The 14022-nt window shown below is 62.6% G+C and carries 14 protein-coding genes; 11 read left to right on the plus strand and 3 right to left on the minus strand.

The annotated features are described in order from the left end of the window. Nucleotide 1: 1 nt before the first annotated feature. From B552_RS0107930 to B552_RS0107940, 3 genes are read left to right on the plus strand one after another with little or no spacing between them, the layout of a single operon-like run. A complete protein-coding gene (locus tag B552_RS0107930; protein WP_019448465.1) occupies nt 2–1315 on the plus strand; it encodes a branched-chain amino acid ABC transporter permease in 1314 nt (437 codons plus the stop codon). Continuing rightward, nucleotides 1312–2088 (plus strand): ABC transporter ATP-binding protein, encoded by a 777-nt coding sequence (locus B552_RS0107935; protein WP_019448466.1) that lies wholly within the window; start codon nt 1312–1314, stop codon nt 2086–2088. The genes B552_RS0107930 and B552_RS0107935 overlap by 4 nt, the downstream gene beginning before the upstream one ends. After that, entirely contained in the window at nt 2088–2801 is a 714-nt protein-coding gene (locus B552_RS0107940) for an ABC transporter ATP-binding protein (RefSeq protein ID WP_019448467.1), read from the plus strand. The genes B552_RS0107935 and B552_RS0107940 overlap by 1 nt, the downstream gene beginning before the upstream one ends. A 21-nt stretch (nt 2802–2822) precedes the next feature. Here B552_RS0107940 and B552_RS0107945 read toward each other — a convergent pair whose 3' ends face one another. Together B552_RS0107945 and B552_RS27305 are read right to left on the minus strand one after the other, a co-directional pair. Continuing rightward, the gene (locus B552_RS0107945) at nt 2823–3074 is read right to left on the minus strand and encodes a hypothetical protein (protein ID WP_019448468.1); all 252 of its coding nucleotides are present in this window, start codon (nt 3072–3074) and stop codon (nt 2823–2825) included. Continuing rightward, nucleotides 3055–3681 (minus strand): DUF2778 domain-containing protein, encoded by a 627-nt coding sequence (locus B552_RS27305; protein ID WP_019448469.1) that lies wholly within the window; start codon nt 3679–3681, stop codon nt 3055–3057. Before B552_RS27305 ends, B552_RS0107945 begins: the two co-directional genes overlap by 20 nt. Before the next feature lie 182 nt (nt 3682–3863). Between B552_RS27305 and B552_RS0107955 the strand changes: the two genes are divergently transcribed. Together B552_RS0107955 and B552_RS28800 are read left to right on the plus strand one after the other, a co-directional pair. After that, complete coding sequence (locus tag B552_RS0107955; RefSeq protein WP_157160207.1) at nt 3864–4373, plus strand: hypothetical protein; 510 nt, start codon at nt 3864–3866, stop codon at nt 4371–4373. 32 nt (nt 4374–4405) lie between these two features. After that, nucleotides 4406–4543: a hypothetical protein gene (locus B552_RS28800; RefSeq protein ID WP_019448471.1), complete on the plus strand. Its 138-nt coding sequence runs from the start codon at nt 4406–4408 to the stop codon at nt 4541–4543. 76 nt (nt 4544–4619) lie between these two features. Here B552_RS28800 and B552_RS0107965 read toward each other — a convergent pair whose 3' ends face one another. Next, nucleotides 4620–6104: an amino acid permease gene (locus B552_RS0107965; RefSeq protein ID WP_019448472.1), complete on the minus strand. Its 1485-nt coding sequence runs from the start codon at nt 6102–6104 to the stop codon at nt 4620–4622. Between the two features lie 464 nt (nt 6105–6568). Between B552_RS0107965 and B552_RS0107970 the strand changes: the two genes are divergently transcribed. The 6 genes from B552_RS0107970 to B552_RS0107995 form a co-directional block, all read left to right on the plus strand. Then, nucleotides 6569–8650, plus strand: a complete 2082-nt coding sequence (locus tag B552_RS0107970) for a 3-hydroxyacyl-CoA dehydrogenase NAD-binding domain-containing protein (protein WP_019448473.1) — start codon at nt 6569–6571, stop codon at nt 8648–8650. Nucleotides 8651–8686: 36 nt separating this feature from the next. Continuing rightward, a complete protein-coding gene (gene pncA, locus B552_RS0107975; protein ID WP_019448474.1) occupies nt 8687–9352 on the plus strand; it encodes a bifunctional nicotinamidase/pyrazinamidase in 666 nt (221 codons plus the stop codon). A 69-nt stretch (nt 9353–9421) separates the two neighbouring features. Next, on the plus strand, nt 9422–10600 hold the full coding sequence (locus B552_RS0107980; protein WP_019448475.1) for an acetyl-CoA C-acyltransferase: 1179 nt from the start codon (nt 9422–9424) through the stop codon (nt 10598–10600). A gap of 215 nt (nt 10601–10815) precedes the next feature. After that, a complete protein-coding gene (locus B552_RS0107985) occupies nt 10816–12675 on the plus strand; it encodes an acyl-CoA dehydrogenase (protein WP_019448476.1) in 1860 nt (619 codons plus the stop codon). 48 nt (nt 12676–12723) lie between these two features. Further along, nucleotides 12724–13506, plus strand: a complete 783-nt coding sequence (locus B552_RS0107990) for an SDR family oxidoreductase (RefSeq protein WP_019448477.1) — start codon at nt 12724–12726, stop codon at nt 13504–13506. A 92-nt stretch (nt 13507–13598) separates the two neighbouring features. Next, nucleotides 13599–14022, plus strand: a 424-nt coding sequence (locus B552_RS0107995; protein ID WP_019448478.1) for a PaaI family thioesterase, incomplete at its 3' end; no start/stop codon positions are given.

The raw sequence follows: 14022 nt of genomic DNA on the forward strand, positions 1-14022 counted from the left end.
GATGGAGTCGACGACGATGCAACAATCCTCCGAGCCGGTGGTCACGGGCCGGACCATGCGCTATCGCCCGCTGAATCTGGCGCGCTGGCTGATCTGGGGCATGACGATCGTGTTGATGCTGGTGATGCCGCTGATCTTCAGTGGCGGCTTTGCTGTGACGCTGCTGTCGCAGATGGGCATCATGATCATCTTCGCGCTGTCGTACAACATGCTGCTCGGGCAGACGGGCATGCTGTCGTTCGGGCACGCCGTGTATTCGGGGCTGGGGGCCTTCATTGCCGTACACGTGCTGAACATGATCGGCGCGGGCAAGGTCTGGCTGCCTGTGTCGATGCTGCCGCTGGTGGGCGGGCTTGCCGGGGCGTTCTTTGGCGTAATTTTCGGCTACGTGACCACGAAGAAATCGGGCACCACGTTCGCGATGATCACGATGGGTATTGGCGAGATGGTGTTTGCCAGTTCGCTGATGTTCCCGGACTTCTTCGGCGGGGAGGGTGGCATCTCGACCAACCGCGTGGTCGGCGAGCCATTCCTCGGAATCACATTCGGCCATGGCCGCCAGGTCTACTACTTGATCGCCGCGTGGTGCCTGTTTTCGATGGTGGCAATGTATGCCTGGACGCAGACCCCGCTGGGCCGCATCGCCAATGCCGTGCGCGACAACCCCGAGCGTGTGGAATTCATTGGCTACAACACGCAGCGCGTGCGCTACCTGGTGCTGATCCTGTCGGCGTTCTTCGCTGGCATTTCCGGGGCGCTGTCGGCCATCAATTTCGAGATCGTGTCTGCCGAGAACGTCAGCGCAGTGCGCTCCGGCGGTGTGCTGCTGGCGGCGTTCATTGGTGGTGCGGGTGTGTTCTTCGGCCCCGTGATCGGCGCCATCGTCTTCACATTGTTCGCCGTCGCATTGTCCGACCTGACCAAGGCATGGCTGCTTTACCTGGGCCTGTTCTTCGTGATGATGGTGATGTTTGTGCCGGGCGGCATCGCCAGCCTGCTGATGATGCAGATGCCGCTGCTGGCGAAGAAGCAGTTGGGCCGCATGCTGCCGTACTACGGGCGCGCAGCGGTGGCTGGCGCGGTGCTGCTGGCCGCGCTGATCCTGACCGTCGAGATGATCTACAAGGTGCAGGTCGACAGCGGCAATGGCACGGACATGTCGCTGCTTGGCATCGGGTTCGATGCCGGCAAGCTGACGCCGTGGATCGTGGCAGCCGCGTTGTGGGCGCTGGGGTATGCGGCGTGGCGCTGGGCGACTGCACAGGTACGCGCGCATCTCGATGCGATCCAGGCTCAAACCGGAGGGCACGCATGACGACGCCCGCACTTGAATTGTCCGACGTTCGCAAGCGCTTCGGCCAGACCGAGATCATCCGGGGTGTCACGCTGACGATTGGCAAGGGCGAACGCCACGCGCTGATCGGCCCGAACGGGGCGGGCAAGTCCACTACGTTCAACCTGATATCCGGCCGCTTCGCGCCGACATCGGGCAGCGTGAGGCTCAATGGCCAGAGCATCGCCGGGCTGAGGCCGTTCGAGATCAATCGCATGGGGCTCTCGCGCAGCTTCCAGATCACGAACATCTTTCACAGGCTTTCGGTGTTCGAGAACCTGCGTTGCGCGGTGCTCTGGTCGCTTGGCTACAAGTACTCGTTCTGGCACCGGCTTGCCGAATTGCGCGATGCACGCGACCGGGCCGATGAAGTGCTCGAACTGATCGGCATGGAACATCGGCGCAACACGCAGGCGGGTCTGCTGACCTATGCGGAGCAGCGCGCGCTGGAGATCGGCATCACGATCGCCGGCGGTGCAGAGGTGATCCTGCTCGACGAGCCCACCGCGGGCATGAGCCGATCGGAATCCGACCATGCTGTCGAACTGATCCGCAAGGTCACCGTGGGCAAGACACTGGTGATGGTGGAGCACGACATGAGCGTTGTGTTTGGCCTGGCCGACCGGATCTCTGTGCTGGTCTACGGCGAGGTCATCGCCACCGATACACCCGAGGCGATTCGCAACAATCGCAAGGTCAAGGAAGCCTATCTGGGCACCACGCTGGACGAACCGGTCATGGAGGGGGCGCACTGATGGGTAAGCGCATGCTGGAAGTCACAGGTCTGCACGCCTACTACGGCAAGAGCCATATCCTTCATGGCGTGGACGCGCACGTCGACGAAGGCGAGATCGTCGCGCTGCTTGGACGCAACGGCGTTGGCCGGTCGACCATGGCCAAGGCGATACTCGGCATGGTCAAGGCGGAAGGCTCCGTGCGCTTTCGCGGCGACGAGGTGCTCGGACGACGCACGTTCGAGATTGCGCATGCCGGCATCGGATATGTGCCGGAGAACCGCGACATCTTTCCAACTCTGACCGTGCGTCAGAACCTGCTGCTCGGCGAGAAGCGCAATCCTCGTCAGACAAAACCGCGCTGGTCCGTGGAGGACATGTACCGCATGTTTCCGCGGCTCAAGGAGCGGGAAAATACGCCGGCAGGTGTGTTGTCGGGCGGCGAGCAGCAGATGCTTACGCTGTGCCGCACGCTGATGGGCGACCCGGATCTCGTCCTGATCGACGAACCCACCGAAGGCCTGGCCCCGATGATCGTCACGCTGGTCGGCGATTTCCTGAAGACGCTCAAGGAGCGCGGTATTTCCGTGCTGCTGATCGAGCAGAAGCTGGCCATTGCCCTCGATATCTCGCAGCGCGTGTACGTGATGGGGCACGGCCATATCGTCTTCGAAGGCACCCCGGCCGAACTGAAGGCGAATGCACAGATTCGGAAAGAGTGGCTGGAGGTGTAGGGGCCTTGCGCCTGCAACGGGTCAGGCGAACGCCGCGGCCACAACTGTAACGAGGCAGAGGGGTAACGCCCAGAGCCAGCGGTGCCGGATGCGGCCGCCCGGCAGAAGCATGGCGGCCAAGGCCAGCAGGGATGTACCGAGGGCAATCGCTATCGGCCAAAGGTACTCCCGATGCCAGCCGGTAAGCAGGTGGCGGACCATCGCTTGAGCGACGATGATGGCGTAGGCCGATGTCAGGGCGCGTGCAAGTCGTTCAATACCTGACGAGAACATCCATATCCTTTCCATATTTGATGAAGGCGTCCACGAAGTGCGGCATCTGGGACGTCAGATCAATGCACCCTGCCGATCCCGGTACGGCCCCGCCATGGATTGAGAAGTTCGCCCTCCCCAATGTCGCGGTGTCGTGGCGCGGTCGCAGCCAGACGCGACGGTCACCCCAGGCAAACCGACATCCGGGCCAGGCGCCGGAGAATTTGATAATTCCGAGTGCACCAAGAATGCAGGCGCTTCGGTTTAGTGGCGAATAGTCTTCCCAGCGTTGGAGTTCGGACTGCCTCGCAACGTAGAAGCCTTCTGGCAGTGGCCCCTTGTCCTTCAAGTACTGGTGCTGGCGATGCTGATAGCCAGCGCGACCGGAAACTGCTCGCCACTGCCAACGGGTGATGCCGTCCTCTATCCACATGAGTCTTGCGCCATCGAATTCGAGCTTGGCGCGGCGAGATTCCATGCGCCGTACGGTTTCCTCAAGTCGGAGCATCTCCACCATCGTTGAAACGGAAGCTCCCTGGCTGATGAGACCGTACTTGGCTCGATATGCCTCCCACAGTTGTGCTCTGAGATAGCGACTTCGCTCGATTTCTCCCACAAATCTGCTCATTCCGGCTCCCGAGTCATCTTGGATCAGCGGACAGTATCGGCAGCTTGCGAGAGGCGTATTGCCGCTGGTCAACCAGTATCAGAGTTCGCGCACTTGATCCTGCGCAATCACAGTCCCGCCCATCATCACTTTGAGAATCCGGCACTAGGCACCCGTCGCCCCCAAGCCTAGGATGAATCGCGTTGTCGACTCGCACCGGCGCATCCGCTGCGTGCCCGACACGTCTTTTCAACTTTTCATGGGGCTTTATGAACGGGGCAATCGAGCTGTTCGGCTGGTTTGTGTTTAACGTAGCGCTTCCATTGGGTGCGCCGTTAGCACTGCTGCCGTTAGCCCGGATCCCGAGCTTTTTCCGTGCCCATCGGCGCGGGATCGTGCGCTATGCGATCAAGGATGGGCAACTGCTGTGGGCAGTGATACCGATGAGTGCAAGCGCATGTTACTTGCTGGCGTCTGCGCTCGATGAGCCTGGCGGACCGCGGCAGTTCATGTGGTTTGCCATCGCGTCCCACGTGACGGTCATTGTCGTAGCGTCGGTGCTAGTGCTGTTCGCCACTATGGACGCTCATCAGCGCGACGCTGCCGGGCATGCGCCGGAGCAGAAGATCCCGCGTTTCTGGTTCTGGCTCGCCGGCGTCAGCGGAGCCATTCATTTCCTGGGCTATGTGGCGCTGGTCAGGCCGAGCCTGTAGCCGTTCATCCAATCCACTTGATAGGAGTGCTTATGACAAAGTTCATCATCAGAATGCATGAAGACAAGGTGTTTTTCTCAAGGGTCATGACCTGTGTAATGACCGCCCTGACACTGCTTGCCGTTGTAACCGTGGGTGCGGGATTCGAGTATCTGATGCGTGGTCAGTGATCAACCCACATGGCAAGAGCGCCCGCAATGCGGGCGCTCGTTCCTTCAATGCTGCGGCTCATGCCAGAACCAGCGATCAACCCTTTTTCACCAGTTCGAACGGCATGTCCTCGTAGTCGATGACGCGTGTCTTGCGCACGATGCGGTAGCCGAGCCACAGCGCCAGGAATGCCGGGACACCGATATAGGTCGACACAATCTCTTGCCACCTGCCCGGAATATCCGTGAACGCCTGGTAGTTCTGTCCGCCCACGATAACCAGGCACAGCACGCCCGCGAAAATCGGGCCGAACGGGTAGAGCGGTGACCGGTAGGCGAGGTCGCTGACCTTGTAGCCCTGGTACAGCAGGCCCTTGCGGAAGCGATAGTGGCTGACGGCGATTCCCAGCCATGCGAAGAAGCCAGTCATTGCGGACGTGTTCAGCAGCCACAGGTACACGGCCTTGTCGCCGAACAGCGATGTGAAGAAGCACAGCGCGCCAACGCCCGTGGTGATCAGCAGCGCATTGAACGGTACGCCGTTGCGCGTGAGCTTGCCGAGTGCCTTCGGCGCGCGGCCGCTTACGGCCAGGCCATAGAGAATCCGCGTGGATACGTACATGCTCGATGTTCCCGCCGAAAGCAGGGCGGTCAGCACCACGGCGTTCATCAGTCCCGCGGCAAACGCGAGCCCGGCGTGCTGGAAGACCAGTGCAAACGGGCTGACGCCGACATCGGTGACGTCGTTGCGCAGCAGGTTCGGATCGGTATAGGGAATCAGCACGCCGATGATCAGGATCGCCACGACGTAGAACAGCAGGATCCGCCAGAACGTCTGCCGGATTGCGCGCGGGATCGTACGCCCGGGGTCTGCAGCTTCACCTGCAGCCACGCCCACCGTTTCGGTTCCCTGGAATGAGAATCCGGCGATCATCGCCACCGAGAATAGTCCCGGCAATCCGCCGACGAACGGGGCTTCTCCCGTGGTGAAGTTGTGCCAGCCCGATTGCGGGCCACCCTTGAGGATGCCGAAGATCATCAGCACGCCCACGCACAGGAATACCACCACGGTGACCACCTTGATCATCGCGAACCAGTACTCGGCTTCGCCGAAGCCCTTCACCGAGAACGCATTGAGTGCAAACATAAGCGCCAGGAAGGTTGCGCTCCAATAAATGCCGGGTACGTCAGGGAACCAGTACTGCATCACTAGCTGCGCGGCAGTCAGTTCCACGGCGATCGTCACGGCCAGGCTGAACCAGTAGTTCCAGCCCAGCGCGAATCCGAAGCCTTCGTCGACATAGAGTGCGCTGTAGGTGACAAATGATCCGGCAACCGGCATGTGCACGGCCAGTTCGCCCAGGCTGGTCATCAGGCAATAGACCATCAGTCCAATCAGGCAGTACGCCAGCAGCGCCCCACCGGGGCCGGATTGTGCGATCGATGCGCCGGAGGCAACAAAAAGGCCGGTTCCAATGGCGCCGCCCAGGGCGATCATGGTCAGGTGGCGCGCCTTGAGGTTGCGGCGCAGGTCGTCGTGCTCGACAACCGGGTGTTGATGTGGATGGTCGTGGGTAGACATCAGGGTCGCTGGATCGTCGGAGGGCGGATGCTCTAGGGGTGTCTTGTGGACACGTGGCAGCCTCCCCGAAAAAACGAAAGGCGCGAGTCTACCGTGACTTTTTCGGCGATTCGAGGTGCGCACCAAATAAAGTCGCCAGGCGTGCCGATTACGCCCTCAAAGTGGCGTGGCAGGCATAAGAAGCAGGGTTGTCTACGGGTTCCCCCTGAGGGATTCGTGCGTTGCACAGGATCAACATGAATGCCGGAAAAAGCCGGCATGAAGGCCGCGCATGACGCCGTTTCCATGGTCGAAAAATGAAATTGAACGACCGTGCTATTTTGTGTATGCTTGATTCGCTTTCGAGCCAGATGGCTTGTGTGGCAAGGGATTGCGGGGCATAACACGACCAACCCGCGATTCTGGCAGTACCTTCATTCGAGAATTCGAATCCCGAGACAACTTCAGATACCAAAGGAACGCGTATGACAGCGCAGTATCAGGTTCAAGACGGCGTAGCCGTCATTACGCTCGACAATCCCCCCGTTAACGGCCTCGGTCACAGCACCCGCCTGGGCATCGTCGAAGGCTTGACCCGTGCGCTGGATGACGCGGCTGTCAAGGCAGTGGTCATTACCGGCGCCGGCAAGGCTTTCTCGGGCGGCGCCGATATCCGTGAATTCAATACGCCCAAGGCCACGCAGGAGCCGACGCTGCATTCGGTGATCCGCGCGCTGGAGGCTTCGACCAAACCGGTCGTCGCGGCGATCCACTCGGTCGCCATGGGCGGCGGCCTGGAACTGGCCCTTGGTTGTAACTACCGCGTGGCCGCAAAGGGCGCGCAGATCGCGCTGCCCGAAGTCAAGCTCGGCCTGCTGCCGGGCGCCGGCGGCACGCAACGCCTGCCGCGCGTGATTGGCCTGGAACACGCGCTGAACATGATCGTGTCCGGCACCGCAATTCCCTCGGAGAAGTTTGCCGGCTCGAAGCTGTTTGACGAGATCGTCGACGGTGACGTGCTGCCCGCCGCTGTCAAGTTCGCCCAGGGCGTGGCCGCCGCGCCGGGCCCGTACCCGAAGGTGCGTGACCTGAAGGTGCGCCACGAGAACGCCGAGGGCTTCCTGGCATTCGCGCGCAATACCGTGGCTGCAGTGGCCAAGAATTTCCCGGCGCCCGCCAAGTGCGTGGATGCGGTGGCGGCTTCGCTGAAGTCGTTCGAAGCAGGCCTGAAGGAAGAGCGCGACGGCTTCATGTACCTGGTTGGCACGCCGGAATCACGCGCGCTGCGCCACGCGTTCTTCGGTGAGCGCGCCGCCAGCAAGATCCCGGACGTGCCCGAAGGCACCCCGGTGCGCAAGATCGAGCGCGTTGCCGTGATCGGCGCAGGCACCATGGGCGGCGGCATCACCATGAACTTCCTGAACGCCGGCATCCCCGTGACGATGCTGGAAATGAAGCAGGAAGCGCTGGATCGCGGCGTGGCCACGATCCGCAAGAACTACGAGAACAGCGCCAAGAAGGGCAAGCTGACGCAGGAGAAGGTCGAGCAGCGTATGGGCCTGCTGACCACCACCATGTCCTATGAGGACATCGGGAATGCCGACCTCGTGATCGAGGCCGTGTTCGAGGAAATGGGCGTCAAGGAAACCGTCTTCAAGAAGCTGGACGAAGTGATGAAGGACGGCGCGATTCTGGCGTCCAACACCTCCACGCTCGACGTCAACAAGATTGCCTCCTTCACGCGTCGTCCGCAGGACGTGGTCGGCATGCACTTCTTCAGCCCGGCAAACGTGATGAAGCTGCTGGAAGTGGTGCGCGGCGAGAAGACCGGCAAGGATGTGCTGGCCACCGTCATGCAGATCGGCAAGAAGATCAAGAAGACGGCCGTGGTCTCGGGCGTTTGCGACGGCTTCATCGGCAACCGCATGATCGAGCAGTACAGCCGCCAGGCCGGTTACCTGCTCGACGAAGGCGCGCTGCCCGAGCAGGTGGACAAGGCCATCGAAAAGTTCGGCTTCGCGATGGGCCCGTTCCGCATGGGCGACCTGGCCGGCAACGACATCGGCTGGGCCATCCGCAAGCGCCGCGCGGTGGACAAGCCGGACATCCAGTACTCGAAGACCGCCGACAAGCTCTGCGAAATCGGCCGTTTCGGCCAGAAGACGGGCGCCGGCTGGTACGACTACAAGGCCGGTGACCGCAAGCCTTACCCGAACCAGCAGGTCAACGACATGATCGTCGAGCACTCGAAGGAGCTCGGTATCACGCGCCGCAAGATCTCGGACGAGGAAATCGTCGAGCGTCTGGTGTTCGCGCTGGTGAACGAGGGCGCGAAGATCCTGGAAGAGGGCATTGCCTCGAAGGCATCGGACATCGACATGGTCTACCTGACCGGCTACGGCTTCCCGCTGTTCCGCGGTGGCCCGATGCTGTATGCAGACCAGGTTGGCCTGTACAACGTGGCCCAGTCCATGAAGCGCTACGCCAAGGGTTACCACGGCGAAGCGTGGCAGGTGGCCCCGCTGCTGCAGAAGCTGGCCGACGAGGGCAAGGGCTTCAACGGCTAAGACATCCTGGCGTGATTCGAAAGGGGTAACGGGACCATGGCCTACGGCGCGCAGGATTGCCTGCTGGTGATCGATGTTCAGTATGACTTCATGCCGGGCGGTGCGCTGGCCGTGCCGCATGGCGACGAGGTTGTACCCGTGATCAACCGGCTGGCACAGGCATTCGAGCATGTGGTGCTGACGCAGGACTGGCATCCCGCCGGCCACGCGTCGTTCGCCACAAGCCATGTCGGCGCGGCGCCGTACCAGACCATCATGCTGCCGTATGGCGAGCAGGTGCTGTGGCCGGACCACTGCGTGCAGGAAACCCGGGGCGCCGCGCTGCATGCGGACCTGCGAATCCCGCACGCGCGCATGGTGATCCGCAAGGGCCACCATGCCAGCGTGGACAGCTACAGCGCTTTCCTGGAAGCGGACCGCACGACAAGGACCGGGCTGGCAGGGTATCTGCGCGAGCACGGCGTCAGGCGGGTGGTCTGCGTCGGGCTGGCAACGGACTACTGCGTGGCCTGGAGCGCGCTCGATGCGCGTGCGGCAGGTTTCGATGCGGTCGTCGTGGAAGATGCATGCCGTGCGATCGACCTGAACGGGTCGCTTGCGCTGGCATGGCAGGACCTGGCCGAGGCCGGTGTCCGGCGCACGACGTCCGACGAACTGCTGTCCGGTGCCGGTACACAGAATCCGTGGCTCCCTGAATCCTGAAACATCACGCCGAACAAACCGAATATTTCTCGCAAGTTTGCAAGACACCAAGATACCGAGGAGCAACACATGAACGAGGCAGTCATCGTATCCACGGCGCGTACCGCGCTGGCCAAGAGCTGGAAGGGCGCTTTCAACATGACCCACGGCGCCACCCTGGGCGGCCATGCCGTCCAGCACGCCATCGCCCGCGCCAAGATCGAAGCCGGTGAAGTGGAAGACGTGCTGATGGGCTGTGCCAACCCCGAAGGCGCCACCGGCGCCAACATCGCGCGCCAGATCGCCCTGCGCGCCGGCTGCCCGGTGACCGTGCCTGGCGCCACCGTGAACCGTTTCTGCTCGTCTGGCCTGCAGACCATCGCCATGGCCGCGCAGCGCGTGATCGCCGATGAAGGCGATATTTTCGTGGCAGGCGGCGTGGAATCGATCTCGTGCGTGCAGCAGGAGATGAACCGCCACATGGTCCAGGAAAGCTGGCTGACCAAGAACAAGCCGGAAATCTACTGGAGCATGCTGCAGACCGCCGAGAACGTGGCCAAGCGCTACAACATCGCGAAGGAGCGCCAGGACGAATACGGCGTGCAGAGCCAGCTGCGTGCCGCAGCCGCGCTGGAAGCCGGCAAGTTCAAGGACGAGATCGTACCGATGACGGTTCTCGCGGGCGTGGCCGACAAGGCCACCGGCCAGCTGTTGACCAAGGAAGTCACGATCGACGCCGATGAAGGCATTCGTGCCGACACCACGCTGGAAGGCGTGTCGAAGATCCGCACGGCAATGCCCGGCGGCGTGATCACGGCTGGCAATGCGTCGCAATTCTCGGACGGCGCCTCGGCTGCCGTGGTGATGAATGCGCGTGTGGCGGCGGCCAAGGGCCTGCAGCCGCTCGGCGTGTTCCGCGGCTTTGCCGTAGCCGGCTGCGAGCCCGATGAAATGGGTATCGGCCCGGTGTTCGCGGTGCCGAAGCTGCTCAAGAAGGCCGGCCTGAAGGTTGACGACATCGGCCTGTGGGAACTGAACGAGGCGTTCGCCGTGCAGGTGCTGTACTGCGCCGACAAGCTCGGCATCCCGATGGATCGCCTGAACGTCAACGGCGGCGCAATCGCCGTGGGTCACCCGTACGGTGTGTCGGGCGCTCGCCTGGTCGGCCACGCGCTGATCGAAGGCAAGCGCCGCGGCGTCAAGTACGTCGTGGTGACGATGTGCATCGGCGGCGGCCAGGGTGCCGCCGGCCTGTTCGAGGTGCTGTAAGGCTTCGTTTCCCCTCTGTGTGATCTCCCCTCTCCCGCGTTGCGGGAGAGGGGCCGGGGGAGAGGGCAAGCGCATCCATTTGCCACCGCGGCAATTTGAACCGCGTTTCCTTCTCCCCCAACCCCTCTCCCGCTGAGCGGGAGAGGGGAGCCTTTCCCTCATGCATATCGAAGGCCATTGCCTGCCCTTCGTTTCAGCCCGGAGCCTTGCATTCCATGTCGCTGATTCTTTCCCGTCGTGACCTCAACTTCGTTCTGTACGAATGGCTCAATGCCGAGGACCTGACGCAGATTCCCCGTTTTTCCGATCACTCCCGCGAGACCTTCGACGCTGCGCTCGATACTTGCGAGAAAATCGCCACCGACCTGTTCGCCCCCCACAACAAGAAGAGCGACGCCCAGGAGCCGCATTTCGATGGCGAGACGGTCACGATCATCCCCGAAGTCAAGACCGCGCTGAAGGCGTTCTGCGAAGCCGGCCTGATGGCCGCCGGCCAGGACTACGAGTACGGCGGCATGCAACTGCCCGTTACGCTGGAGAAGGCCGCATTCGCGTACTTCAAGGCCGCAAACGTGGGGACGAGTTCATACCCGTTCCTGACCATCGGCAACTCGAACCTGTTGCTCACGCACGGTACGCCGGCGCAGATCGACACGTTCGTGCGTCCGGAACTGGAAGGCCGCTTCTTCGGCACGATGTGCCTGTCCGAGCCGCAGGCCGGGTCGTCACTGTCGGACATCACCACGCGCGCCGATTACGAGGGCGAATCCCCGCTGGGCCAGCAATATCGCCTGCGCGGCAACAAGATGTGGATCTCCGCGGGCGAGCACGAACTGTCGGACAACATCGTCCACCTGGTGCTGGCCAAGATCCCCGGCCCGGACGGCAAGCTGATCCCTGGCGTGAAGGGGATTTCGCTGTTCATCGTGCCGAAATTCCTTGTCAACGAGGACGGATCGCTGGGCGAGCACAACGACGTCGTGCTGGCTGGTTTGAACCACAAGATGGGCTATCGCGGCACCACTAATTGCCTGCTGAACTTCGGCGAAGGCATGAAGTACCGGCCGAATGGCAAGGCCGGCGCGATCGGCTATCTGGTTGGCGAGCCGCACAAGGGCCTGGCCTGCATGTTCCACATGATGAACGAGGCGCGCATCGGCGTGGGCCTTGGTGCGGTGGCGCTCGGCTATACCGGCTACCTGCACGCGCTGGACTACGCGCGCAACCGTCCGCAGGGGCGCCCCGTCGGCCCGCAGGGCAAGGACCCGGCCAGCCCGCAGGTGAAGCTCGTCGAGCACGCCGACGTGCGGCGCATGCTGCTGGCGCAGAAGAGCTACGTCGAAGGTGGGCTTGCACTGAACCTCTACTGCGCGCGGCTGGTTGACGATGAGCACGCGGCCAAGGCGGCTGGCGATGCTGACCGGCATCGTGAACTGTCGCTGCTGCTGGACATCCTCACGCCGATCGCCAAGAGCTGGCCTTCGCAGTGGTGCCTCGAAGCGAACAACCTGGCCATTCAGGTCCACGGCGGTTACGGCTACACGCGCGAGTACAACGTCGAACAGTTCTATCGCGACAACCGTCTGAATCCGATCCATGAAGGCACGCACGGTATCCAGGGTCTGGACCTGCTGGGCCGCAAGGTGGTGATGCAGGATGGCGCTGCGTTCCAGTTGCTGGCCAGGCGCGTGGCGGCCACCTGCGGTCGTGCGGCTGCCAGCGGTGACAAGGTGCTCGGCGAACAGGCCCGTGCGCTGGGCGCCGCGGCCGCACGGCTGGCCGAAGTCACGCGCACGCTGTGGTCGGCAGGGGATACAAACGTGACGCTGGCCAATGCGTCGGTCTATCTCGAAGCATTTGGCCATGTTGTCGTGACGTGGATCTGGCTCGAGCAGGCGCTGGTGGCGCATGCCGCGCTGGCTGGTGCGAACGGCGAGGATGCCGACTTCTATCGCGGCAAGCTTGCGGCGGCGGCGTATTTCTTCCGGTTCGAACTGCCGAAGGTGTATCCGCAACTGGACTTGCTGGCATCGCTCGACCGCACGACCCTCGACATGCAGGACGCCTGGTTCTGACCGGCCAGCGTCGACAAGAAAGAAACACGAAAGAAACAGGAGACATTCATGAGAACCATCCAGCAATTGTTCGACCTCAAGGGCCGTACAGCGCTGATCACTGGCGGCTCGCGCGGTCTGGGGCTGCAGATCGCCGAGGCACTGGGCGAGCAGGGCGCCCGCGTGGTGCTGTCGGCGCGCAAGGCCGATGAACTGCAGGCCGCGCAGGAACACCTGCGGGCACGTGGCATTGCGGCCGATTGGATTGCCGCCGACGGCTCGCGGGACGAAGAGATCGCGCGCCTTGCCGACGAGGCGATTGCGAAGCTCGGTCATGTCGACATCCTCGTCAACAACGCCGGGGCAACCTGGGGCGCTCCGGCCGAGGATCACCCGATCGAGGCCTGGGACAAGGTGATGAACCTGAACATCCGCGGGCTGTTCCTGCTGTCGCAGCGGATCGGCAAGCTGTCGATGATCCCGCGCCGTCATGGCCGCATCATCAACGTGGCGTCTATCGCCGGTCTGGCCGGCAACCCGCCGGGATCGATGGACACGATTGCCTACAACACCTCGAAGGGCGCCGTGATCAACTTCACGCGTACGCTGGCGGCCGAATGGGGCGAGCACAACATCACGGTCAACGCACTGGCCCCGGGCTTCTTTCCGTCGAAGATGACCAAGGGCTCGCTGGACCGCATTGGCGTGGACAAGATGTGCGAAGGCGTGCCGCTGCACCGCCTCGGCGATGACGAGGACCTGAAAGGCGCTGCGCTGCTGTTCGCGTCGGATGCCGGCAAGCACATCACGGGTCAGATCCTGGCGGTGGATGGCGGCGTCAGCGCGGTCTGATTGCTTTTGATTTGCTCCCCTCTCCCGTAAATGGGAGAGGGGAGCGGACACAAAGCGCATAATCACGCCACGGTTTTTCCTACGCCCCCACCATGACGCAACGCCAACTTAGCATCCCATTCCTCGCCGACCTCGGCGTACTCTGCAACTACATGGAAGGCGGCCGCAGCGAGATCGAACTCGACCTGCAGGAGCGCCACCAGAACAGCTGGGACATGGCCCATGGCGGCGTGATCATGACCCTGCTGGACGTGGCCATGGCAATCGCCGGACGCTCGGCGGATGCCGAAGGCCGCGGCGTGGTCACCATTGAAATGAAGACGAGCTTCATGGCGCCCGGGCGGGGCAAGCTGACCGCGCGTGGCCAGACCGTGCATCGCACTTCGACGATGGTCTTCTGCGAGGGAGAAATCGTCGATGCCGACGGCAAGATCGTGTCGAAATCGTCCGGCACATTCAAGTACATCAAGCGCATACCGCCGAAACGGGAAACCGGTGCGGCCGATTCGGGCGCGG

The sequence above is a fragment of the Cupriavidus sp. BIS7 genome, from assembly GCF_000292345.1.
Classification (GTDB): domain Bacteria; phylum Pseudomonadota; class Gammaproteobacteria; order Burkholderiales; family Burkholderiaceae; genus Cupriavidus.